The 23,796-nt window shown below is 58.6% G+C and carries 23 protein-coding genes; 10 read left to right on the top strand and 13 right to left on the bottom strand.

Translation table 11 applies throughout. The features are described 5' to 3' along the window. Positions 1-47 precede the first annotated feature (47 nt). The 3 genes from A9G06_RS16350 to A9G06_RS16340 all read right to left on the bottom strand — a co-directional run bounded on the left by A9G06_RS16350 (position 48) and on the right by A9G06_RS16340 (position 2,441). Entirely contained in the window at positions 48-683 is a 636-nt protein-coding gene (locus A9G06_RS16350; protein WP_069555875.1) for an NAD(P)-dependent oxidoreductase, read from the bottom strand. A 133-nt stretch (positions 684-816) separates the two neighbouring features. Next, a complete protein-coding gene (locus A9G06_RS16345; RefSeq protein ID WP_069555874.1) occupies positions 817-1,671 on the bottom strand; it encodes a DnaA/Hda family protein in 855 nt (284 codons plus the stop codon). Positions 1,672-1,742: 71 nt separating this feature from the next. Continuing rightward, the gene (locus A9G06_RS16340; protein ID WP_069555873.1) at positions 1,743-2,441 is read right to left on the bottom strand and encodes a DnaT-like ssDNA-binding domain-containing protein; all 699 of its coding nucleotides are present in this window, start codon (positions 2,439-2,441) and stop codon (positions 1,743-1,745) included. Between the two features lie 240 nt (positions 2,442-2,681). On the opposite strand from A9G06_RS16340, the gene A9G06_RS16335 reads away from it, so the two are divergent. After that, positions 2,682-3,653 (top strand): response regulator, encoded by a 972-nt coding sequence (locus A9G06_RS16335; protein ID WP_069555872.1) that lies wholly within the window; start codon positions 2,682-2,684, stop codon positions 3,651-3,653. A 74-nt stretch (positions 3,654-3,727) separates the two neighbouring features. Here A9G06_RS16335 and A9G06_RS16330 read toward each other — a convergent pair whose 3' ends face one another. The 5 genes from A9G06_RS16330 to A9G06_RS16310 form a co-directional block, all read right to left on the bottom strand. Next, on the bottom strand, positions 3,728-5,125 hold the full coding sequence (locus tag A9G06_RS16330; RefSeq protein WP_040065012.1) for a peptide MFS transporter: 1,398 nt from the start codon (positions 5,123-5,125) through the stop codon (positions 3,728-3,730). Positions 5,126-5,338: 213 nt separating this feature from the next. Beyond that, positions 5,339-6,250, bottom strand: a complete 912-nt coding sequence (gene galU, locus A9G06_RS16325; protein WP_069555871.1) for a UTP--glucose-1-phosphate uridylyltransferase GalU — start codon at positions 6,248-6,250, stop codon at positions 5,339-5,341. 95 nt (positions 6,251-6,345) lie between these two features. Continuing rightward, entirely contained in the window at positions 6,346-6,666 is a 321-nt protein-coding gene (locus A9G06_RS16320; RefSeq protein ID WP_019445026.1) for a ComEA family DNA-binding protein, read from the bottom strand. A gap of 377 nt (positions 6,667-7,043) precedes the next feature. Then, positions 7,044-9,224, bottom strand: coding sequence for a phosphate acetyltransferase (pta, locus tag A9G06_RS16315; RefSeq protein ID WP_041210398.1), 2,181 nt, complete (start codon positions 9,222-9,224; stop codon positions 7,044-7,046). Positions 9,225-9,279: 55 nt separating this feature from the next. Continuing rightward, on the bottom strand, positions 9,280-10,482 hold the full coding sequence (locus A9G06_RS16310) for an acetate kinase (RefSeq protein ID WP_005339118.1): 1,203 nt from the start codon (positions 10,480-10,482) through the stop codon (positions 9,280-9,282). A gap of 304 nt (positions 10,483-10,786) precedes the next feature. Here A9G06_RS16310 and yfbV point away from each other — a divergent pair, with 304 nt between their 5' ends. Further along, the gene (yfbV, locus tag A9G06_RS16305; protein ID WP_043851809.1) at positions 10,787-11,227 is read left to right on the top strand and encodes a terminus macrodomain insulation protein YfbV; all 441 of its coding nucleotides are present in this window, start codon (positions 10,787-10,789) and stop codon (positions 11,225-11,227) included. Positions 11,228-11,286: 59 nt separating this feature from the next. Here yfbV and A9G06_RS16300 read toward each other — a convergent pair whose 3' ends face one another. From A9G06_RS16300 to A9G06_RS16290, 3 genes are all read right to left on the bottom strand, one after another. After that, positions 11,287-11,787: a YfbU family protein gene (locus A9G06_RS16300; protein WP_019446223.1), complete on the bottom strand. Its 501-nt coding sequence runs from the start codon at positions 11,785-11,787 to the stop codon at positions 11,287-11,289. A 163-nt stretch (positions 11,788-11,950) separates the two neighbouring features. After that, positions 11,951-12,415, bottom strand: coding sequence for a thioredoxin-dependent thiol peroxidase (gene bcp, locus A9G06_RS16295; RefSeq protein WP_069555870.1), 465 nt, complete (start codon positions 12,413-12,415; stop codon positions 11,951-11,953). A 24-nt stretch (positions 12,416-12,439) separates the two neighbouring features. Next, entirely contained in the window at positions 12,440-12,973 is a 534-nt protein-coding gene (locus A9G06_RS16290; protein WP_069555869.1) for an ACT domain-containing protein, read from the bottom strand. A 205-nt stretch (positions 12,974-13,178) separates the two neighbouring features. Between A9G06_RS16290 and dapA the strand changes: the two genes are divergently transcribed. The 3 genes from dapA to A9G06_RS16275 all read left to right on the top strand — a co-directional run bounded on the left by dapA (position 13,179) and on the right by A9G06_RS16275 (position 16,456). Beyond that, positions 13,179-14,066 (top strand): 4-hydroxy-tetrahydrodipicolinate synthase, encoded by an 888-nt coding sequence (dapA, locus tag A9G06_RS16285; protein WP_069555868.1) that lies wholly within the window; start codon positions 13,179-13,181, stop codon positions 14,064-14,066. Next, positions 14,059-15,186 carry an outer membrane protein assembly factor BamC gene (bamC, locus tag A9G06_RS16280; RefSeq protein ID WP_069555867.1) on the top strand — a complete coding sequence of 376 codons (1,128 nt, stop codon included), beginning with the start codon at positions 14,059-14,061 and terminating at the stop codon, positions 15,184-15,186. Before dapA ends, bamC begins: the two co-directional genes overlap by 8 nt. Before the next feature lie 166 nt (positions 15,187-15,352). Then, entirely contained in the window at positions 15,353-16,456 is a 1,104-nt protein-coding gene (locus A9G06_RS16275; protein WP_069555895.1) for a phosphoribosylaminoimidazolesuccinocarboxamide synthase, read from the top strand. 128 nt (positions 16,457-16,584) lie between these two features. Here A9G06_RS16275 and A9G06_RS16270 read toward each other — a convergent pair whose 3' ends face one another. Then, the gene (locus A9G06_RS16270; protein WP_021231956.1) at positions 16,585-17,187 is read right to left on the bottom strand and encodes a short chain dehydrogenase; all 603 of its coding nucleotides are present in this window, start codon (positions 17,185-17,187) and stop codon (positions 16,585-16,587) included. A 97-nt stretch (positions 17,188-17,284) separates the two neighbouring features. Here A9G06_RS16270 and A9G06_RS16265 point away from each other — a divergent pair, with 97 nt between their 5' ends. The 4 genes from A9G06_RS16265 to A9G06_RS16250 all read left to right on the top strand — a co-directional run bounded on the left by A9G06_RS16265 (position 17,285) and on the right by A9G06_RS16250 (position 20,205). Beyond that, entirely contained in the window at positions 17,285-18,184 is a 900-nt protein-coding gene (locus A9G06_RS16265) for a LysR family transcriptional regulator (RefSeq protein ID WP_069555866.1), read from the top strand. A gap of 71 nt (positions 18,185-18,255) precedes the next feature. Further along, positions 18,256-18,897: a DUF2057 domain-containing protein gene (locus A9G06_RS16260; RefSeq protein ID WP_069555865.1), complete on the top strand. Its 642-nt coding sequence runs from the start codon at positions 18,256-18,258 to the stop codon at positions 18,895-18,897. 73 nt (positions 18,898-18,970) lie between these two features. Further along, the gene (locus A9G06_RS16255) at positions 18,971-19,417 is read left to right on the top strand and encodes an HIT domain-containing protein (RefSeq protein ID WP_069555864.1); all 447 of its coding nucleotides are present in this window, start codon (positions 18,971-18,973) and stop codon (positions 19,415-19,417) included. Between the two features lie 89 nt (positions 19,418-19,506). Then, positions 19,507-20,205 carry a DUF3334 family protein gene (locus A9G06_RS16250; RefSeq protein WP_005339098.1) on the top strand — a complete coding sequence of 233 codons (699 nt, stop codon included), beginning with the start codon at positions 19,507-19,509 and terminating at the stop codon, positions 20,203-20,205. 67 nt (positions 20,206-20,272) lie between these two features. On the opposite strand, the gene A9G06_RS16245 is transcribed toward A9G06_RS16250, so the two are convergent. After that, a complete protein-coding gene (locus A9G06_RS16245) occupies positions 20,273-21,259 on the bottom strand; it encodes a DUF2860 family protein (protein ID WP_069555863.1) in 987 nt (328 codons plus the stop codon). A gap of 204 nt (positions 21,260-21,463) precedes the next feature. On the opposite strand from A9G06_RS16245, the gene arcB reads away from it, so the two are divergent. Then, positions 21,464-23,776: an aerobic respiration two-component sensor histidine kinase ArcB gene (gene arcB, locus A9G06_RS16240; protein ID WP_069555862.1), complete on the top strand. Its 2,313-nt coding sequence runs from the start codon at positions 21,464-21,466 to the stop codon at positions 23,774-23,776. The last annotated feature ends 20 nt before the right edge of the window (positions 23,777-23,796 follow it).

Raw genomic sequence — 23,796 nt, 5'->3', positions numbered from 1 at the left:
CTGGCCGTTTTGTTATGTGGTGGGGGTTAAGCGGTTTTACTGCTGATTTAGCCGCGCTGGAGCGTGGGATCCCCGATGGCGTAGATCTGTCCCACCGCTGTCTCATCCGCCAGCAGGCGCAGCCCTTGGGCGGCCACATCGGCGCGGCGCACCAGTCCGTGTACCTCCTTGCCCTGACTCAGTTCGGCGCGGCCGGTGGTGTCGCCATCCTGCAGGCCCGCCGGGCGAAGAATGGTCCATGCGAGGGCGCTGGTCTGCAGCCAGCTCTCCGCCAGACTCTTGAGACGAACCTCGTGACCGAAGGCGGCGCGGGCCCGCTCCGGCAGATACTGCCAGCTGTCGCCACAGCCGAGGGAGGTGACCAGCAGTAGCCGTTTCAGGCCAGCCTGCTCCATGGCATCGATCACATGGCGGTTGCCCTGATAGTCCACTGGCGCTGTCTGACGGAAGCTGCCGAGGGTAGAGACGACTTGTGCATCTTGCCCCGCCAGAACACATGCCTGCTGTACCGCAGCCGGATCCAGCGCATCCCCCTCGATCACCTCGACTCCCAGCGCACTCAGTTCCATGGCCATCTCGGGGCTGCGCACCAGCGCAACGACCCGGTGACCCTGGCTCAGGGCGTGGTGAGTAAAGGCGCGGCCCAGCCCGCGGCTGGCTCCGAAAATCAGTGTGGTTGGCATAGATGAGCTCCCTTGGCAAAAGGGGCTAGCCTAGTGGCTTGTTCGCTTGCTGTAAATGAGAGTTGTTTCTATTTGTGAGCTGGCAGGGAGGAGAGAGTGCGAGCCGCCAGCGACTCGCACTCTTTGAGAGGCATCAGCCGCTGTAGTTGCCGATGCTGGGGCGACGGCTTGGACCGCTCAGGTGGATATCCACCGGATTGAATGCCTTGATCGCTTCATAGCTGAAATCACCGATCGCCTGATGCAGGCTCTGGGGCGTGTGGTTGGTGATGATGATGACGCTCTTTGACAGGTTGCGACGGCGGCGCAGCAGGTGGCCGAGGAAGCTGGACTGGCTCTCCGCCATTTTGGCGCGGTTGGCCGATACCTCATCGATGATCAGCAGATCCACCTCTTCCAGCGCGCGGCGGTACTGGTTGCGCTCGTCCTGATCGGGGATGACGTTGAAAAAAAGCCGATCGACGATGGAGGCCCACTGCTGGAAGATCACCGATTTCTGGTGACGGGCGATCAGCTCATGCGCTACCGCTCCCGCCAGGGTCGACTTGCCGGTGCCGTAGTCGCCGTAGATCAGCATGCAACCGCCACCGCTCTTCTCCCAGTGCTCGAAGCCGCTGATAAAGTAACGGGCTGTTTCGATGGGGTATTGCAGCGCCGGGTCACCGGCATCCATCTTGTCAAATACCCAGTCGGGGTTGAGGTCGGCCTGGGCGATCAGCTTCTGGATCCGCTCCTGACGGGCTGCCTTCTGCAGCTCGCGCACCTCGGCGTTGGCCTTGGCGTCATACTCCTTGCGCAGGGTCTCGTAGTCATACTGACCGCCGCCGGTCTCTTGCTGCAGGCGACGAATGCGCTCCAGCAGCCCTCCCACATGGCGGCTCAATTCCGGGTCGTGAATACGGTGATCCTGCTTGGCCTTGGCGATCTTCTGGCGCTTGGCTTCGATCTCTTCCAGCTCCTGGCGCAGGGGATCTTGCGGGTCAGTCATGGAATGCTCCTTCTGCTCGATCAGGGATGGGTAGACAAGGGGTTGATTCTGCCTGCAGGCGGGGGCCGTTATCAATCATTATCCGGCTCCTGCTGCGTTGCGGGTTCTTGCGTCTGCTGTTGGGCCAGTCGCTTGGCTTCTTCAATCATCTGCTGTGCCCGTTTGCTAGGGCCCGACTCTGGTGGGGCCGGCGTTACCTGCTGGTAGCCCTGCACCTCCATCGGTTTGCGACGGGTATAGCGGCGGGTCTTGAGGGCGCGAATAAACTTGAGCATCCATTGATGCTGGGAGTCGAACACCTCGGGGCGCCCCAGCCAGTAGGCGATAAACTCCCCCAGATCCTCTTCGCTGTAGCTGGCATCGATCACTCCGCACAGACGGGCGAGGGCGGGCAGCTCTTCGTCCGGGCGCCACTGCAGATGCATCTGGAAGGGGCGTTCCGGCAGCGGGCTGCGCAATTTCTGGGTCAGCAGTGGCAACTGGAACGGGCACTGATGGTAGTGCTCACTCTCGGGCTGAGCCTCGACTTGCAGCAGGCCCGCCTCCATCAGTTCATCGAACAGCTCGGTGAGCTGGCGGGCATTGACCTGAAACGAAAAGCCGCAGGGATCACCCGGATCGACCACCGCCAGCGCCCGACCCAGCTCGGGATAGTTGAGCCGGGCAGCCTGATTTTCCAGCACCAGTCGGCGCAGCTGCAGGGTATAGAGACTGCGAGCCGGATGGGACAATCTTGGGTGGGCAAGGGCGCTGTATTCGGCTGGGGTCATGGTCTTCTTCACGAGCTGGAGTGGGGGGCATTATCCCTTATGGCGCCCACTTGCACAATTCGGATGGCGGTCGCAGTCACGGGGCCACCCGAGTGAATAGAGCTGCGCGGACAGATGGGGTTCTCTTGATGCCTTCGTATGATCGAGGTCTACTTTTGACGCAGGGTTTCAGCGCTGACCGCACTTTTGAGCTAGTCTTAATACCTAAATAACCAATTGACTAATAAGAGCTTTATCAAGATGTCAAAAGCCGGGCTACGGATCCTGGTGGTGGAGGACGAGGCCGTTTTTCGCCACTCGTTAGTGAGTTACCTCGCACGGGACGGGGCAACGGTATTTCAGGCCGAAGATGGTATTGAGGGGCTATCGGCGGCGGCCCTCTACCATCCCGATGTGGTGCTCTGCGATCTCAATATGCCCAATATGGATGGCCACGAGGTGATCGCCTGCCTATCTGCGCGCTATCCCCATATTCCGGTTATCGTTATTTCGGCCCAGAGCACCATGGAGGCGGTCGCCAGCGCCTTGCGTGCCGGTGCGCGGGACTATCTGCTCAAACCCCTTGATGATTACGCGCTGGTCGAGCGCAGTATCGAACAGTGTCTCAACGGCAGCGCCAACCGGGCGCAGCAGATGGAGCTGATGGATCACATCGACTATTTCAGTGCCCACGACAAGGCGGCCAGCCGCCTGCTGGCGGGGCTCAAGCCGCCGGGCTTGCAGGAGTGGGGCCCCTGGCAGGTCACGTTCAAGGGGCTGGGGCAGTTGTTTATTCCCGATACCTTCAAGGTGGAAGACAAGCTGCTGGTGCTGGTGATGGAGCTGCCGATCATGGGGACGGATGCGGCATTTTGTGGTGCACTGGTGCGATCCTTGATGAACGTCCCCTACCGCCAGTTTCAGCAGAACGAGAGCCGGTTGCTGAGCCAGCCGCACCGGTTGCTCGAATACCTCAACCATCAGTTGATGGCGTCCGGGCTTCGTCACTCTTTTGCCATGGCGGCGCTGCTGTTTGATCAGCATGATGGGTTGGTGTTTGCCAACGCGGGGCTCACCTCTCCCCACTGGTTGATGCGCTCCGGCGGCTTGCCCCTTGGCCTGATGCGCAGCAGCCACTACGCTCTGCACAAACGCAGCTGGCATGAACCGTTCGCCCTGCAGTTTCGCAGCGACAGCGGCGGCTCGCTTGATGTGCAGGTTCGTCATCACTGATGCCGCCGGATAAACAGGCCAAATCAAACAGGGCGCCCATCGGCGCCCTGTTTGTTGTTTACAATCCTGACCGTTTAGACGGTGGCGGATTGCAGTTTCTTCTCTTGCGCTTGCGGCTCTTTGGCCGGGCCTTCGGCACCGTGCATCCAGTAAACCAGGCGGTTGGCCATGGTCAGCAGGATCAGGGCGCTCAGTATCGCAGCCAGGGCGATGCCACCGAAGATGGCGATCGGACCGGCTTCACCTACGAAAGAGCCGATAAAGCCCGCAGCGTAGTTGGCCAGGGCAACGAAGCCAAACCAGGCACCCATCATCAGGGAAGCCAGACGCAGCGGAGCCAGTTTGGTCACCATGGAGAGGCCGATCGGGGAGAGGCAGAGCTCGCCCAGAGTGTGGAACAGGTATGCGCCAACCAGCCAGAACATGGAGGTCTTGACGGTGTTGTCACCACCCTGCTGCAGCACGGCACCGACCATGAACAGGAAGCCGATAGCCAGGAACAGCAGACCCATGGCGAATTTCACCGGAGAGTTCGGCTCTTTCTTGCCGAGCTTGATCCAGATGGCCGCAACGACCGGTGCCAGAGTGATGATGAAGAAGGGGTTCAGGGACTGGAACCAGGCGGTCGGCACTTCGAAGCTGCCGATCATGCGGTCGGTATACTCCTGGGTGTAGAGGTTCATCAGACCACCGGCCTGCTCGAAACCGGCCCAGAAGATGATGGTGAACAGACCCAGTACCAGGATAACCTTGATGCGATCCACTTCCTGCTTGGTCAGCGGTGCTTTCTGCTCGGTAGTACGCAGGGCGGCTGCGCGCTGGGCGGCAGTGACGCGACCGATGTCACCCAGGAAACGCTGGGCCATGGTGGCCTGGATCACCAGAGAGAGCAGCATACCGATACCGGCGCCGACGAAGGCGGCTTGCCAGCCGTAGGCCGTAGCGGCAGCACCACAGATCACGCCTGCCAGCAGGGAACCCAGGTTGATACCCATGTAGAAGATGGTGAAAGCACCATCACGGCGATGATCGCCCTCTTCATAGAGGTCACCCACCATGGTGGAGATGTTCGGTTTGAACAGGCCGTTACCCACGATCAGCAACGCGAGGCCCGCGTAGAACATGGTGTTGACCATATCCGGGAACATGGCGTGGGGCAGTGCCAGAGTGAACTGACCTGCGGCCATCAGCACGGCACCGATCAGGATGGCGCGACGTTGACCCAGGAAGGTGTCAGCCAGCCAGCCGCCGATCAGCGGAGTGATATAAACCAGACCGGTATAGATACCGTAGAGTTTGAGGGCATCTGCCTGACTCCAGCCCAGACCGCCGTTGGCAGTCAGGTCGGTCAGATAGAGCACCAGTACGGCACGCATGCCGTAATAGGAGAATCTCTCCCACAGTTCGGTACTAAAGAGCAAAAAAAGCCCTTTAGGGTGACCTAAAAAGGTCCCTTTTGACGGGTTATTCATTGGAACTTCCACCTGTGTCTTATATTTTTTTGAGTTTTTTATGCAAGGGCGAGAAACACGCCTCAATCCTTATAGAGCATGTGTGAATAAATTACAACATTATGATTTGCTGAGAGTTTATTTACTCTTGATTGATTTTTTGTTGCAAAAATGAAAAAGGAGCGTCATTTGATGCCCCTTAAATACGTCTATAAAAAACAGATTTATCAGCGATTACAACTGCTTGACGAACTGCTTCAGCCAGCCGATGAATTCACCATTTAGCTCGTGATGGCGCACACCATATTCCACATTGGCTTTCATGTAACCGAGCTTGCTGCCGCAATCGTGGCTCTTGCCCTTCATGAAGTAGGCGTTGACCTGCTCCTGCTCCATTAACATGGCGATGGCGTCAGTCAGCTGGATCTCGTCACCGGCACCGGCCGGGGTCTTCTCCAGCAGCGGCCAGATATTGGAGGAGAGGACGTAACGACCCACCACCGCCAGATTGGAGGGGGCTTCGTCACGGGGCGGCTTCTCGACAATGGCCTGCATCGGCAGGGACATCCCTTCGGTCAGCGCTTCACCCTTGATGTCGGCAATGCCGTATTTGTCCACTTCGCTCTCGGGAACCGCTTCCACCATGATCTGGCTGATCTGGTTCTCTTCGTACATATGCACCATTTCGGCCAGGTTGTCTTGCTTGGGGTTGCTGGCAACGTCGTCGATCAGCACATCCGGCAGCAGCACGGCAAACGGGTTGTCACCGATCAGCGGGCGGGCGCACAGCACCGCGTGGCCCAGACCTTTGGCCTCACCCTGACGGACGTGCATGATGGTGACGTCTTTCGGGCAGATCTGTTGCACCTCTTCCAGCAGCTGACGCTTGACTCGCTTCTCGAGGGTCGCTTCCAGTTCGAAACTCTTGTCGAAGTGGTTTTCGATGGAGTTCTTGCTCGAGTGGGTGACCAGAATGATCTCCTTGATCCCGGCGGCGATGGCTTCGCGCACTACGTACTGGATCAGCGGTTTGTCGACCACCGGCAACATCTCTTTCGGGATGGCCTTGGTGGCTGGCAGCATACGGGTACCCAGACCGGCTACCGGGAGCACGGCCTTACGAACAACAAGAGGAGTCTTTTTCATGGAAAACTATCCAGCGGGATTAAAGTGCGGCAATCATACCCCAAGAAAAATGGGGCAGCCACAGGCTGCCCCATTTGCAACTGATCCATTCGACTTTATTTGACTATTATCATGTCCCTGTTGGCTTCCAGCGTGGCCGGGCCAATGCCATTGACATCCGCCAGCTGATCGACCGAGGTGAACTTTCCCTGTTTTTCCCGATAGTCGACGATGGCTTGTGCCTTCTTGTCGCCAATCCCTTTCAGGCTGGTGAGTTCGGCAAGGGTGGCCGTATTGATGTTCAGCTTGCCGGTCTCCTTGGCGACCTCGGTCGTGGTTGTTTGCTTGGGTGCTGCCTTATCTGCGGCCAGCACGGGTTGGCTGAACAGTGGCAAGCAGGCCAGCAGCATGATTGCAGAGAGCTTCTTCATCAGCATTTCCATTCCTCCATGATGTGGATATTGCCGAGTGGCACATTGATGAATAGCGTATCGAACGGGTCTTTTTCACTGCTATTTCTAACAGGTCAAATCCTCATGCCGATGGCGAAATATTTGCTATAAGCGCTTCGCTATGAATGCCCTCATATATCCAACCGTATGATCTTGAATCTATTTTAGATGCATCTTAAAGGTGGCGATTACGCTTTCCCGCAGCGCTACGCTCGAGACATTTCTGGCACATCACATGGCATTGTTCTGTGCAATACTGCGCTGATGGCATGTTTCACTGGTCTTCAAAAGAGAACCAATAAAAAAGGCTGCTCACCTGGGGTGAGCAGCCTTTGTGATCGGTTTTTTCAGACAGGCACTGATTAGGCTTGTTCGTCAGCCTGGGCAGCCTGGATACCGGTCAGGGCGATGGTGTAGACGATGTCGTCAACCAGGGCGCCACGGGAGAGGTCGTTGACCGGCTTGCGCATGCCTTGCAGCATCGGGCCGATGGAGACCAGGTCAGCGGAACGCTGCACCGCTTTGTAAGTGGTGTTACCGGTATTCAGGTCCGGGAAGACGAATACGGTGGCTTTACCAGCAACCGGTGAGTTCGGTGCCTTGGACTTGGCCACGTTCTCCATGATGGCCGCATCGTACTGCAGCGGGCCGTCGATGATGAGGTCGGGGCGCTTGGCCTTGGCCAGCTCGGTCGCTTCACGCACTTTCTCTACATCGGCACCGGCGCCAGAGGTACCGGTGGAGTAGGAGATCATGGCGACGCGCGGCTCGATGCCGAACGCGGCAGCAGAGTCGGCGGACTGGATAGCGATCTCGGCCAGCTGCTCGGCAGTCGGATCCGGGTTGATCGCGCAGTCACCGTAGACCAGCACCTGGTCAGGCAGCAGCATGAAGAAGATGGAGGAGATCAGGGAAGAGCCCGGAGCGGTCTTGATGATCTGCATCGGCGGACGGATGGTGTTGGCAGTGGTGTGCACCGCGCCGGATACCAAGCCGTCAACTTCATTGCGCTCCAGCATCATGGTACCCAGTACCACGTTGTCTTCCAGCTGCTCGCGGGCAACCACTTCGGTCATGCCCTTGTTCTTGCGCAGCTCGACCAGACGCGGCACATAGCGCTCGCGCACAACGGCCGGATCGATGATTTCGACGCGATCGGTCAGAACCACACCCTGCTGCTCGGCAACGCGACGGATCTCCTCCGGGTTACCCAGCAGTACCGGACGGGCGATGCCACGCTCGGCACAGATGGCGGCAGCCTTGATGGTACGCGGCTCATCGCCTTCCGGCAGCACGACGCGCTTGTTGGCCTGACGGGCCAGCTCGGTCAGCTGATAACGGAATGCCGGCGGGCTCAGACGACGGGAACGGGTAGAGCTGATGGTCAGCGACTCGATCCAGTGTTTGTCGATGTGGCCAGCCACATAGTCCTGTACCAGCTCGATACGTTCGCGGTCATCTTCCGGAATATCGACGTTGAAGTTCTGCAGGCTGACGGCGGTCTGCCAGGTGTTGGTACCGGTCATCATGATCGGCAGACCGGTGGCCATGGCCTGTTGGCACAGCGCCATTACCTGCGGCTCCGGATGATAGTTGCCGGTCAGCAGCAGGGCGCCCAGCTTGACGCCGTTCATGGCGGAGAGACAGGCGGAGACGATGACATCGGAGCGGTCGCCAGAGGTGACCAGCAGGCTGCCCGGACGGAAGTGCTCGACCATGTTGTGGATGGAGCGGGCGCAGAAGGTCACGGTCTGCAGGCGGCGGCTGTCCAGCTCACCCTTGTGCAGGATCTTGGCAGCCAGATGCTTGGCGAGATCCTTGGCGCGCGGGGCGATCAGCTGGGTGTTCCAGGGGATGCAACCCAGGATGCGCAGCGGGCTCTTGCCGAACACTTGCAGCACTTCCAGGTTGTGGGCCGCGTCAGAAGCGTGGTGATGGGCTTCGAACATCTCGGTCAGGTCAGGGCGGGTTACGCCATGCTCGTCAACCGGCGCGCCAACCTTGTTGATCACGCAACCAACGATGCGGGGGTTGTTGACACCACCGAAGTTGGAGCAGGCCAGTTCGATGCGCTCTTTCAGCTTCTGGCTGGAGTCATGGCCCGGGTGGGTCACGAATACCATGTCGGCATCCAGCGCCTTGGCAACGTCATAGTTCAGCTTGTTGGCAAAGGGCTGCTTGTCGGTCGGCACCATACCTTCGACAACCAGCACTTCGGCACCGCTGGATTTCACGTGCTCTTCGAAGCGGGCAACGATCTCTTCCAGCAGGATGTCGGTGTTGCTGGAGCTGATCATGTTCTCGGCATAGGAGAGGGTGAAGGGCTCGGGCGGATTGATGTTGGCAGCTGCGCGGATAACGGCGGTTGAGCGCTCGGCGCCGGTTTCACCCGGACGTGGCTGGGCAACCGGTTTGAAGAAGCTGACATTGACACCGTGACGCTCCATGGCGCGAACAACGCCAAGGCTTACGGAAGTTACGCCGACACCAGTGCCGACCGGGATAAGCATAATAGTGCGTGCCACTTTATACCCCTTGTTCATTTTTTGGGATCAGGAAAAGGCCGCCCTGGTGGGCGGCCTCGAGTTACTGCGTCAATTAAGCGCCGACCAGTTCCAGCGCGTCGTGGGCGATAACCCACTCTTCGTTGGTCGGGATTACCAGGGCCTTGGTAGAACCAGCCTTGGTGATCTCGCCACCCTTGCCGAAACGAGCCTTCAGGTTGGCGTCGTGATCGACGTCAAAGCCCAGCAGACCCAGCTTGTTCAGGGTGATTTCACGGATCGGGGCGGAGTTTTCACCGATACCACCGGTGAAAACAACGGCGTCCAGACGACCGTCCATGGCGGCAGCGTAGGCGCCGATGTACTTGGCCAGGCGATAGCAGTAAACGTCCATGGCACGCTTGGCTTCTTCTTTGCTGTCGTAGTTGTCTTCAACAAAACGGCAGTCGGAGGTCACTTCGGTCAGACCCTGCAGGCCGGACTCTTTGGTCAGCATGGTGTTGATATCAGCCACGCTCATGCCCAGCTTGTCGTGCAGGAAGAAGATGATGGCCGGGTCCAGATCACCGGAACGGGTACCCATCACCAGACCTTCCAGCGGAGTCAGGCCCATGGAGGTATCCACAGATTTGCCGTTCTTGATGGCGCAGACGGAACCGCCGTTGCCCAGGTGGCAGTTGATGATGTTCAGCTCTTCAACCGGCTTGTTCAGCTGCTTGGCAGCTTCCAGGCTGATGTAGTAGTGGCTGGTGCCGTGAGCGCCGTAGCGACGGATGCCGTTCTCTTTGTAGAGCTTGTACGGCAGAGCGTACAGGAAGGCTTCTTCCGGCATGGACTGGTGGAACGCGGTATCGAATACGGCCACGTTCTTGTCAGCCAGCGCCGGGAATACGCGGCGGGCTTCACGGATACCGATCAGGTGAGCCGGGTTGTGCAGCGGTGCGTACGGAACGGCGGCTTCGATGCCGGCGATCACGTCGTCACAGATAACGACGGAAGAGGTGAAGCGCTCACCGCCGTGAACAACACGGTGACCGATGGCGATCAGGTTCTTGGACAGTTCCGGATTGAGCGGCAGGATCTTGTTGACGATGAAGTCCAGTGCTTCCTGGTGAGCGGCACCCGCGCCCAGATCGGCACTGCCTTTCTCGCCATTCAGTTTCCACTTGATGCGGGCGTCGTCGAGGTTGAAGCACTCGGCCAGGCCGGACAGCAGGTCATCACCGGTGGTTGCGTCAATGACGGCAAACTTCAGGGAAGAGCTGCCACAGTTAAGAACAAGAACCAGCTTACTCATGAATAAATCCTATCGCAGATTGGGTTGTGTAGGCGGATGCGTTGGACGCGGTGCGACCAAAAACTTTCAACTTATCCTTATGAGGGTTGGCAATCTGTTGCTTGCCCCTTGTATAGTGATACAAGACCCGAAATCCAGACGTCCCTGACAGGTCAATAGCAAGAAGCTTTTGACGCAAAAATGGGCGTACAAAGGATAACCCGATTGTTGAAAAATAACAAAGTCATCCTCAACCTTTGTTACTTTGCATCAAATTTTGTCGAGGTTTTGCCGTTAGTACGTTCAAAAAGCGCTCGGAGGTAGTATGAGCATGAACATTTTTGGAACTAAGTTACAGCAAGGCCGCCATTATATGACGCTTTGGCCGCGCCGTCCCGAGCTCAATTCGATGTTTCCTGAAAATCGGGTGATCAAGGCGACCGAGTTCGCTCTCAAGGTGATCCCCGCGCTGGCGGTGCTGAGCGTGATGCTGCAGTTCCAGTTTGGCGAGCAGCACTACTGGCCTTCCGTTATCACCTCCGTGCTGTTTCTGCTCAGCTTGCCGCTGCAGGGTTACTACTGGCTCGGCCAGCGTGCCGACACCCGCTTGCCCCCGTCGCTGGCGAGCTGGTATCGGGAGATCAACGGCAAGATGAACGAGCAGGGTGGCCGCCGCCAGCTGGTGTCACAGCCGCGCTATGAAGAGCTGGCCGATACCCTCAAGGCCGCCTTCCAGCAGCTCGATAAATCTTTTCTCTACGAATAATCCGCTTCAGATGCAAAAAGGCGCCAGTGGCGCCTTTTTTGTTGCGGTCGGAGTGCGGATCAGGCCGCCAGTACCTTGCGGATCTCCTGGATGGAGAGCTTGTACTGACGGGGGCACTGGCGCCATACAGTCAGCATCCGCTGGTATTTGTCGCGCATGGCGATGTCGCTGGAGAGCTCGTCGCACGGGCACTTGAGCTCGGGGAAGCGCTTGTCCACCTCCAGCAGGAAGCAGACGTAGTCAGCCAGCTCACGCTCCTGGCTGCGGCTGTAGCCGTTGAACTCCAGCCGACTGGCGTTGATCTCGCCCTGATCGGCGGCATCCAGATTGCCCCATGAGATGGCCAGTGCGTGGTGCAGCTCCAGTGTGTCGATTACCTCCTGGCAGGTCGCCAGATCCAGATGGCCGAAGCTCTTCTCCAACTCGAGGATCTGCAGGCAGTAGCCGCGCTCGATGATGGTGCTGGCGCGCTGGTAGACGTCCGCTTTCTCCGGATTGAGTTTCGCCAGAATTTCGTACTGGTTGCTCAGGATCAAACGCTCAGTGTTGCTCATGTTCATGGGATATCTCGCTGGAAGATGATTCTGGGGTCACGTTAACCCATATATAAAATGAATTTTTTGATCTGGGCGGGGGAGTTGGTGAGAAAAATCCGCTGGCAAGGGGCGGCTGGCCAGACAAAAAAGGCCTGCATGGCAGGCCTTTCAATGACGCAGGGGAGGGTTATCCCTTGAGGAAATCCAGTACCACCTGATGGTGAACGCTGGTTTTGAACTTGTCGAAGTGGTGGGCAATCTTGCCCTCTTCATCGATCAGGAAGCTCTGACGGTGAATGCCGTCATACTCCTTGCCCATGAACTTCTTCGGGCCCCAGACGCCAAAGGCATCGGCGACAGCGTGGTCTTCATCGGCCAGCAGGGTGAAGTTGAGCTGGTCCCGCTCTTCGAACTTCTTCAGTCGTTTGGCTGGATCAGGGCTGATGCCAAGTACCACCACATTGAGGGCGGCCAGCTCGGCGTTCACATCGCGCAGGCTGCAGGCCTGGGTGGTGCAGCCGGGGGTCATCGCCTTGGGGTAGAAATAGACCAGCACCTTCTTGCCGCGCAGGCCAGCGAGGCTGACCTGATTGCCATTCTGGTCGGGCAGGGAGAAATCGGGGGCGGGGCTGCCAGCTTGTAGTGGTTGCATGGGGTCTCCTCGGGTAAAACGCCCTCAGGCGTGTTTGCGATTGACGATAAACTCGAACGATTCGGCACCCAGTTGACGACAGAATTCGGCGAAGGCGGTTTGCGAACCTTCCACTTCACCCTCTCTGGCCAGATTGAGCTGAAAACTGATCTTCAGCAGGTTGAACGGCTGCTGCTCCAGGGTCATGGATTGCATCGCCTGAATGTTCCAGCCATGTTCGCTGAAGTACTGGGTGCACTGGCTTACGATGCCGGGCTCGTCGCGGATCAACAGGTCGGCACTGGCGCGGACGTCATACTGCAGGGACTGGTGGCGCTCGGTGCGTTTCATCATGGTGATGAGATCCCACTCCTGGCTACGCAGGGGCAGGCTGATTTCGAGTTGCATCATGCTGTTCCAGTCGCCCGAGAGCAGCATGATAAAGGTAAATTCATTGCCGAAGATGCCAAGGCGGCTGTCCACAATGTTGCAACCACAGCCACTGACGTGGCGGGTCACTTCATTGACGATGCCAGGCCTGTCCGTGCCGATGGCCGTTACGACCAGGTAGTGAGTCATAAATCTTCTCTCGTCCGTTATTTCGTTGCGAAAGCCGCGCTGGCAAGCCAACCCTCCGGCCCTGATGACCACTCCCTGAGGGACGCTGCCGACTTTCGTCCATTACTTTTTGTTCCGGATGGTATCACGGCTTGCCCCCTCTCTCCCTTGTTTTTCAAAGGGGTCAGCTTTACCATTACGCCCCTGAAAATCGGGAGAAAAGTCCATGTTACGCGGTAGTATTGTTGCGCTCGTTACCCCCATGCTGGCTTCAGGTGAAGTCGATTGGGCCAGTCTGGCCAAACTGGTTGACTATCATGTCAGCGCCGGGACCTGCGCCATTGTTGCGGTGGGTACCACAGGGGAATCGGTGACCCTGAGCGAGCAGGAGCATATCGCCGTCGTTGAAAAGACCGTTGAGTATGCCGCCGGACGCATTCCCGTCATCGCCGGTTGCGGCTCCAACAATACTGCCCATGCTATTGAATTGACCAAGCGACTGGCCAAAACCGGCGTGGTGGCGGGTCTCTCGGTGACGCCTTACTACAACAAGCCCACTCAGGAAGGTCTCTATCGCCACTATTGTGCGATCGCCGAGGCTAGTGGTCTGCCCCAAATTCTTTATAATGTGCCCGGTCGCACCTGTTGCGATCTCAAACCGGAGACCGTGGCCCGTCTGGCCAAGGTTCCCGGCATTATCGGTTTGAAAGAGGCAACCGGCGATTTGAGCCGCACCCCGCTGCTGCGCGAGCTGTGCGGGCCGGAGTTTGCTCTCTACAGTGGCGACGATGCCACTGGTTGTGATTTTATGCTGCAAGGTGGCGATGGCGTGATTTCGGTCACCACCAATATTGCAGCGGCCCAGATGGCCGACATGTGTCGTGCTGCGCTGGCCGGTGATGCCGGGCAGGCGCATGACATCAACAATCTCTTGATGCCGTTGCACAAGACTCTGTTCTGCGAACCGAGCCCCACCCCGGTGAAATGGGCCTGTGCCCAACTGGGGTTGATTGCAACAGCCACCTTGCGCCTGCCGCTGGTTGACCTCACCCCCGAGGGCGAACAGCTGATGGCGCGAGCACTGACCACAGCGGAGTTGATGGCGAGTGTTTAAATCTAATGGAAAGGGAAATAGAGCCCGTCTGGTGCTGAGCGTTGCGACTGTGGCCGTCTTGGCCGGTTGCAGCACCCCCCAGGATCGCAAAATGGCCAACCGCGACTTCGGTTACGAAGATGCCCGCCTCGAGGGCCGCGCGTTCTTGATCCCCGCAGGATTGAGTGCCCCCACCTTCAACAGCCAGTACGATATTCCGCCGCTTCCCGAGAGCAGCCGTGAAGGTGCCCTCGGCGCCCAGGTCGATGTGCGCCCACCCGCACAACTGCTGACCGTGGTACCGGGCAGTCAGGTGGTGCAGAGTGCAACCGAACCGACCGTTGCCTTCTATGCCCTGAGCACCAGCCAGAGCGTGGAGCGCGATACCTGGTCGTTCCTGATGAACTTCCTGGCCAAATACAAGGTCACCACCGAGAAGCTGGATCAGCAGGATGGCGTATTGCAGACCGGCTGGTTTGACAACACGGTCGCCCTCGATGGCTGGGGTGAAGATGACGAAGACTTCAAAATCCGTCAGCGTTACCAGTTCACCGTGCGCAACGATGCCCAGCGCCACGCCGTCAACATGTCGGTCCGGGTACTGGATCACGAAGAGACCATCGATGGCGAGACCAGCAACAAGCTGACCCCTGCCGATGCCCAGCGCTATGCCGCGCGAGTGCTGAACCAGTTCTCGCTCTATTACGACAGCCAGCTGAAAGCCCGTGAGCAGCACAAGTCCAACGATGGCATGGGTCTGCAACTGGGTCTGGACAACAACGAACTGAGCGCCTGGATTGCCGAAGGCTCCTTTGATCAGGTGTGGCGTCGCCTCAACCAGGTACTGCCCGCTTACGGTTTCGCCATCAAGGATACCCAGCAGTCACTGGGCTGGATCGACGTCGAGTACGAAGAGCCGGGTACCGAGTTCTGGAAGGCGAAAGGGAGCGAGCCGTTCAAACTGGAGGAGGAGAAATACCGCTTCCAGCTTGGCGAAATGGCGGGAGGCAAGACCTCCATCACCCTGTTCGACAAGGACAAGAAGCCGGTATCGTCCGGGGTTATCTCCCAGATGTATATCAGCCTGTCCGAGGCGTTCGCCAAGGGGCTGGCCGATCAGGCAGCAGCAAAAGCAGAATAAATACAGGGGCCTTGTGCCCCTGTTTTGTTATCAGAATCCCCCTGAAAACGCGGGGATTCCGAGTGGTTTTCGATGATGCGAGCCCCTTGCCAGCCCGTTGCAAACAGAGCGTGCAGGTGAGGAACTCGCGATGTTTACCCCCCACAAACAGGAAGTGTTATTAGCCATGAGTCTTGCAGATCAAGTATTGGCGGTGAATGACGATTTGCCGATCCGTACCGATAAACCTGTCCATTCCGGCAAAGTGCGCAGCGTCTACTGGTTGACCCCCGAAGACAGTGCCCGGCTCATAAAAGAGAAAGGCTATGATGTGCCGGCCGATGCGCCCCTCGCCCTCATGGTGATCAGCGATCGCATCTCGGCCTTCGATTGCATCTGGCAAGGTGTGGATGGCCTGAACGGCGTACCGGGCAAAGGGGCTGCGCTCAACGCCATCTCCAGCCACTGGTTCAAGCTGTTCAAGGAGAAGGGACTGGCTGACAGCCACATTCTGGATATTCCGCACCCCTTCGTCTGGATCGTGCAAAAAGCCCGTCCGGTGATGATCGAGGCGATTGCCCGCCAGTACATCACCGGCTCCATGTGGCGTGCCTACAAGGATGGCGAGCGCAAGTTCTGCGGCATCACCCTGCCGGAAGGGCTGAAAAAGGATCAGAAACTGCCGGAGATCCTCATCACTCCCTCCACCAAGGGCGTGCTGAAAGGGCTGGATGGCGTGCCGGAAGCCGATGACGTCAACGTCTCCCGTGCCGATATCGAGCGCCACTATAAAGGCTTCAACTTCAGCAAGCTGGCCGACATCGACCGCTACGAAGTGCTGCTCAAAGAGGGCTTCAACGTCATCAGCGACGCGCTGGCCGGGCTCGATCAGATCTTCGTCGATACCAAGTTCGAGTTTGGTTACGTCCACGATGCCGCCGGCAACGAGAAGCTGATCTACATGGATGAAGTGGGCACCCCCGACAGCTCCCGTATCTGGGATGGCGCGGCCCTGCGCGACGGCCAGATCGTCGAGAAGTCCAAAGAGGGTTTCCGTCAGTGGCTGCTCAACCACTTCCCGGATCCGGACATCCTGCTCAACAAGAACCGCATGCCGGAACGTTTTGCCCTGGCCCGCGACAACAAGCTGCCGACCGAAGTGATGATGGATATCTCCAACACCTATGTCGGGATCGCCGAGAAGATCATCGGCCACAAGCTGGCGCGTTCTGCCAATCCCAAGCAGGAGATCATCGAGGTGCTGCGTGATCAGTACGGTCTGATCGACTAAAGGTAGCTCTCTTTTTTTGTCGCCAAAAAGCAAACGTTTGCTGGTGGTAATGGAGAGAGGCAGAGAAACAGACGGGCCCCGCTATGGGGCCCGTTTTTATTGCTGGTCTGGCGGTTAGCGGGCGGCGATCAGCCGTTGACCCTGAACACCTGACCGGTCTGGATGCCCAGCACCGACTTCTTGTAAGCCTGCGCCACTTTGGCGGCGGGCACCGGCACGAAGCCCGGGAAGAAGTCGGCGTATTTGTCCATCGACTCCGCCAGCACGGTGGGGCTCACCACGTTGATGCGAAGGCCCCTTGGCAGCTCGCAGGCGGCCGCTTTCACAAAGTGATCGATGGCGCCGTTGACTGTGCTGGCGCTCACGCCCCAGTTGATCGGCTCCTCGCTCAGAATACCGCTGATCAAAGTGATGGAACCCTTGTCAGTCAGATAGGGAATGGCGGCTCGGGTCAGGTTGATCTGGCCCATCAGCTTGCTCTCCAGTCCCACCTGCCACTGCTCGTCGGTCATCTCGGTCAGGCCGTTGAAGGCCACGCTGCCGCTGGCCACCACCAGCGCATCAAACTGGCCTACTTGGGCAAACAGCGCCTTGATGGAGGCGGGATCGCGCATGTCGACCGTGGCATCGCCACGACTGTGGCCGACCCGGATCACCTGATGATCTTTGGCAAGCAGTTCACTGACCGCGGAGCCGACGGTGCCGGAGGCACCCACAATCACAATTTTCATCTGCATCACTCCTGGTTGGGATGTATCGATTCTAGCGCAACAGAAAATGCGAAAAAGCGCGTAAAATAAACCCATTGTTTCCATATTGGAGCTAATGATGGATATCACCCATCTGGCCAGCTTTTACGAAGTGGTGCTGCGCGGCAGTTTCTCGGCTGCTGCCGATACGCTGGGGGTCAGCAAGGGGATGCTGAGCCGCCATGTCAGCGCGCTGGAGACCTCCCTCAATGCACAACTGTTGCAGCGTACCACCCGCCGCCTCAGTCTGACCGAGGCGGGCAAGACCCTCTACCAGCAGGCGGGGGAGATCTTCGCGCTGGCGCGGCAAGCGGAGCTGGATATTCAGGCGCTGACCGAAGAGGATGGCGGACGGCTGCGTTTTACCTGCCCGGTCAGTACCGGCGATCGCATGGTGAGCGAGCTGCTGGCCAGCTTTGCCGTGCTCTGCCCGGGAGTGGAGGTGGAGCTCAACTTCACCAACCAGATGGTCGACATGAGTCAGGGGGAAAACGACATCGCCCTGCGCGCCATGAACGAGGTGCCGGACAATCTGGTGGCCCTGCCGCTGGGGCGGCTGAAGGATGTGGTGGTGGCCAGCCCCGCACTGGTGGCGCGAGAGGGGCGTCCCGCCACTCCCTATGAGCTGAGCGGGCGCAGCTGCCTGTTGCAGGGACACAATCCGGCTTGGGAGCAGTGGCACTTTATCCGTGAGGGGGAAGAGGCCCACATTCTGGTGCAGGGCAAGGTACGGGCAAACCACTACAGCACTGTGTTGCAATTGGCGCGCGCCGGTATGGGCTATGCCAAGTGCCCGCTGATGCTGGTGGAATCGCAGCTGACGGCAGGAGAGCTGGTGACCGTGCTCGACGAGTGGCAGAGCGGGCTGCATCAGCTCCATGTACTGCATGCCCAGCAGCGGCGGGTGCCGCGCAAGATCAGGCTGTTCAAGCAGGTGCTGGCCCAGTGGTTTGCCGAGCGACCCCACTACCTGCTCTGAGCGGCGTTATTTTTCTGTCATCTTCGGCTGCTACCCTGCGCCCATCATCGGCATCAGGAAGATCAGCGGGAATGAAGAGCAATAGAGGGTTGACCGGGTTTGTGCTGCTCTGTGCAGTGTTGGGGGCTGGCAGTGTGCAGGCCATGGTGGAAGTGAAGGTGCCGGAGAATTTCCGCATCCTCGCGGTGAGCAACGGCACCTTGCAGGACGAGCAGCATGCCACCCTGGCGGATGGCGAGCAGCAACTGCTGGTGCGCTTCGAGGGGGTGATCCCCAGTCGCAGCAGCAGCGAGAATGATCGGCAGGTACGCTCCGAGCCGCAGGTGGTGCGCTATCAGGGCAGCAATCAGCATTTGCAGCTGACGGCCAGCGTACCGGGAGACGAGCGGGGGATGCAGGCCTATGCCAAGGCTCCTGTGGTGGAGTTGCAGGAGAATGGCCGCGCGCTTGCCATCCAGCAGGATGTGCTGGCGACCAGCGGCATGCTGCTTGGGGTGGATTGGAACGGCAAACTGGCTGAATACAACCGCAGCGGCGGCAAGGCGGCGCTGACGGCCGTCGCTGTGCCTACACAACCAACGGCTACGCTATCCAGTGGGGGCCAACCCGTTGTGGCAGCCAGCGAGCTGGAAGGGCAGTTGCAGCAGCTGTTCCTTCAGGCCGATCCGGCCCTGCGCAAGCGCTTTATCAGTTGGGCCGTGCCGCAGCTTTAAGTTTTCTGCCCGTTGCAGTAACGTGGACACTCCTTTTTCAGGCGCACTGTTCATCGTACTCAACGAGGTTTTCATGTTTGAATTGCATTCACGCCTGCAGGCAGATACCCGGTGGCTCGGGGATCTGCCCCTCTGCCGTGTCTTGCTGGCCAAAGACAGCCAGTATCCCTGGCTGATCCTGGTACCGCGAGTAGCCAACCTGCGGGAAATTCACCATCTGGCGCCGGAGCAGCAGCAACAGCTGATGCAGGAGTCCTGCGCAGTCGCCGCCCTGATGGAACAGGCCCTCAGCCCGGACAAGATCAACATAGGGGCGCTGGGCAATCTGGTGCCGCAACTCCACCTTCACCATGTCGCCCGCTTTGCGACGGATCGCGCCTGGCCCGGCCCCATCTGGGGAGCTCATCCGGTCGTGCCTTATGAGCCACAAGTTTTGGCCAAGCAGGTCGATATATGGCGTGCCCGACTCGCCAAGCTGAGCGGTTTCACCCCTGTGGCTGCTGATAACGGAGTCAACTGAGAGGCGTGTCGCTATTTCAGTCTCCGGGCCGCGCCATCTGTTAGAGTTATGGTATAGATAAGCCCATTTTCGATGTTCAGGAAGGTCCCATGATAGTGACAAGATCCGATGACGATGCCGTATTGACCACAGAGGATGTGCTGCTCAGCCTGTGCAACTCGGTGACGGACGTTTTGAGTGCCGCGACCATGAGTCAGGTGCGGTTTTCCGGCATGGTGCAGCGGATCAGCAAGACCTGCCTCAAGCCGGATATCGGCTGTTTCGTGCTGTTCGATGGCGGTTTTTCCGGTCTGGTGGTGATCAACTTCTCCGCCGCCGCCGCCATGGAGCTGTACGAGAGCTACATGCTCAGCATGGGACTCTCCAAAGAGGATCTCGCTATCTCCCACACCTCTGACGAGGTGAGCAATGTGATGGGCGAGTTGATGAACCAGATCGTCGGCAGCTTTACCGTCAAGGTGGGCCGGGATCTGCAGACCCACATCACCCAGAACCAGCCGAAGATGCTGGCCCTCAACAAGCAGGTGATGCTGAGCGTCGATACCAATCTCGACAGCCCGGAGTCCCGCCGCGTCACCTTCTTCACCGCCCGCAACAACATCTTCTATCTGGAGCTGGCGATGGACAAAACCGAGTTCATCCGCATCCACAATGAGGGGATGGAGCATGAAGAGCTGGATCCCGATGCGCTGATCGCCCAGGCCAAGCAGGATGCCGCCAAGCCGGCTCAGGCTGCGGCCCCGGTCGCCAACGATCACGACGATCTGCTCGACTCCCTGGGTATTTGAGGCAAACGCCGGATAGCAACAAGGCCACCTTCGGGTGGCCTTGTTGTATCGGTGCGCACAACCGTCGTTAGAAGTTGTAGAGCAGGCCGGTGTTGAACATCACGGATTCAGAATCGTAGAAGTTGATGTCGGAATCGGACTTGGCGTAGCCAGCGGTAAAGGTTGCGGAGAGCGGCGCAATACCGAACAGGCGGTGCCAGAAGAAGGTGCCGGTCAGGGCAAACTCGTCGGAGTCGGCGTTTTGGCCAAAGATCGGGTTGGCCTCATCATATTTGGTCTGACCCAGATAGGCGTTGCTGACGAAAGACCACTGGGAAGCGCGCATGCCGTAGGTCAACTGCAGGCCATTGCTCTTGTAGCTTTGGGCGCTGCCATCCAGATCGGCTTGGCGGTAGATAAAGGCTGGCTCCAGCATCTGCCCGGGGGCCAGCTGCCATTTGTAGGAGAGGTCGAGGGCGTGGATTTTGCCGTTGCGATCCAGCTTGGCGGCAGTATCGGCGCCGTACTGGCTGCCGCTGCGCTCCTCATCCACCTCGATGTTGCGGGTGGTCAGGCTGCCATTGAAGTTGCTACCCCAGATGCTGTCCCAGGCGAAGCGCACCCCTTTTGACTTGATATCGGTCGATTGGCGATCAACGCCTACGGCGAAGGGATCGCTCCACTGCTCGGTCGGCATGGCATTAAAGACCACGGAGCCAGCTACGATGCCCTTGTCGCTCATCTCCTGACGGATACCGAGCTGCTGGGTGAAGTCGAAACGGATGGCATCCTGGATCAGGTTACCGAGGAAGACCTGGGTGCGGGTATCGGCAAAGGTGTAGCGGATATCTGCGTTGAGCAGCGGGGCAACGGCGGAGCTGCTCTCGGGACTGCCCAGTCCACTCAGGCGGCGGTTTTCATCATCACCACTATAAAAATTCGATTCGTAATTGATGACACTGACCCCGCCAAGCAGGAAACCGGACCAGCCAGACTCCTTGGGAATTTCGCCCAAATCAGCATAAGCACTATTTGCGACCAGCAGGCCCAGGCCTAGCAAGGTGATGTTACGCATCAGATAACTCCTAAATTAAACGGGTATGAATTTTTCGGCCGGTGAGTATAAAGAAAAAACCTTAATGGTAACTGACTCAATATTGCCAATTATCCTAACCCACTCATTTGATTCGGCGAATCGTTAATTAATTGTGCGAGATAAGAAGAGTTCAATCTAGTGTGCTGGTATTCTGTACCGCGAATATCGGGGGAAAATAATAAGATGAAACAGATTAAATCCTGGGCGCAATATTATGTCGATCTGATGACCAAGCTGGGACTGGTGCGCTTCAGCATGTTCCTGGCGGCGGGCATTATCGTGCTGGCGGTCGCCATCCAGATGGGGGTGACCCTGTTCTTGCGTGGCAATATCGATGTGATCGACTTCGTTCGCTCGGTGTTTTTTGGCCTGCTGGTGACCCCCTGGGCGGTCTATTTTCTCTCCATCGTGGTGGATCAGCTGGAGGATTCCCGTCAGCGACTGAGCCGGATGGTGCGCAAGCTGCAAGATATGCGCGAGCGGGATCTGGAGCTCAATACCCAGCTGCAGGAGAACATCAGCCGCCTCAACGCCCAGATGGCCGAGACCAACCGGGCCGAGAGTCTGCGTCTGCAGGCTATCGAGGATCTCGAGAACGAAGTGTTCCAGCGGGAGAAAGCCCAGCTCCATCTGGGGGAGCGCACCGCGCTGCTGCGCTCCTTTATCGACTGCTCCCCGGATCTGGTCTACTACCGCAACGAGGATGAGCAGTTCTCCGGCTGCAACCGCGCCATGGAGGAGCTGACCGGCAAGGTGGAGGCCGAGCTGATTGGTCTGACCCCGTTCGATGTCTACAAGCAGGAGATTGCCAACAAGGTGGTGGAGACCGACAAGCAGGTCTTTGCCAGCAACGAGCCGCTCACCTACGAGCAGTGGCTGGAGTATCCCGATGGCCGCAAAGCCTACTTCGAGCTGCGTAAGGTGCCCTTCTTCGACCGCTTCGGCAAGCGACTTGGCCTGCTCGGCTTTGGCCGCGACATCACCGAGCGCAAGCAGTATCAGGACAAACTGGAGAAGGCGAGCCGCGACAAGACCACCTTCATCTCCACCATCAGCCACGAGTTGCGCACCCCGCTCAACGGCATCGTGGGATTAAGCCGGATGCTGATGGATACTCCACTCGACCCGAGCCAGCATCAGCAGCTCAAGACCATTCACCTGAGTGCGGTGACCCTTGGCAATATCTTCAACGACATCATCGACTTGGACAAGCTCGATCGCCGTCGCCTCGAAATTGCGCCAACCCGTATCGACCTGCCTGCCTTCCTCGACGAGCTGGAGACCCTGTCGCGCATTCAGGCGGAGCAGAAGGGGCTCTATCTCCATTTCGATCGGGATGGCGACATGCCGCAATTCGTGATGGCTGACGGTACTCGCCTGCGTCAGGTGCTGTGGAATCTGGTGGGCAATGCGGTCAAGTTTACCGATGAGGGGGGCGTCACCGTGCGTTGTCTCTCCCATCCCGCCGATGAGCCGGGTAAGCTGGCCCTGCACTTCGAGGTGGAGGATACCGGCATCGGCATCCCGCGTGCCCAGCAGGAGAAGATCTTCGCCATGTACTATCAGGTGCAGGGCAAGAAGCACGCCACCGGCACCGGCATTGGCCTCGCGGTCTCCCGTCAGCTGGTGCAGGCGATGGGCGGCCAGCTCTATGTGGACAGCGATCCGGGCGAAGGCTCCTGCTTTACCGCCGAGCTGGAGGTAGCTTGCGCCGAGCCTGTGTTGCCAGAGCAGGAGGAGGAGATGCCCTCCCTCGATATCCTGCTGGTGGAGGATGTGGAGCTCAACGTGACGGTGGCCTGCGCCCTGCTGGGCAAGCTGGGTCATCAGGTGCAGGTGGCACGGGACGGCACCCAGGCGTTGGCGATGGCCAACCCGGATGATTTCGACCTCATTTTGCTCGATATCCAGCTGCCGGACATGACCGGCTTCGATGTGGCGAAAACCCTGCTGGAGCGTTATGGCGACAGCCTGCCACCCATGGTGGCGCTCACCGCCAACTCCACCGGCGATCGCCAGTACTACCGGGATCACGGCATGCAGGATGTGATCAACAAGCCGCTTGGCTCCAAAGCGGTGCGGGAGGTGATTGGCCACCTGTTTGCCGGTCTGGCCGAGGATGAAGCGGACGAGCAGGCGGATGCGGGCAATCAGGATGCGCTACTGGACTTGCCCTTCCTCACCGATTACGCCGATACCGTGGGCAAGCCGGTGCTGCTCTCCAGCGTTGAGCTGTTCGAGAAGATGATGCCGGACTACATGGCGGTGCTCGACTCCAACATGATTGCCAAGGATCAAGCTGGGGTGGTGGAAGAGGCACACAAGATAAAAGGGGCGGCAGGCTCCATTGGCCTGCGCCGTTTGCAGCAGACGGCCCAGCTGATCCAGAGCCCGGATCATCCCGCCTGGTGGGAAAACGTGGAAGACTGGATTGAGACGCTGCGCCGGGAATATCCGGGCGATATCGCCCGTCTGCGGCGCTGGTTGCTGTCTTGAGGCTGGAGGTTGTCTTGAGT

Origin of the sequence: Aeromonas sp. DNP9, from assembly GCF_001728955.1 — a bacterium.
Taxonomy (GTDB): Bacteria; Pseudomonadota; Gammaproteobacteria; order Enterobacterales; family Aeromonadaceae; genus Aeromonas; species Aeromonas veronii.
This window is presented reverse-complemented; position numbering and strand designations above follow the sequence as displayed.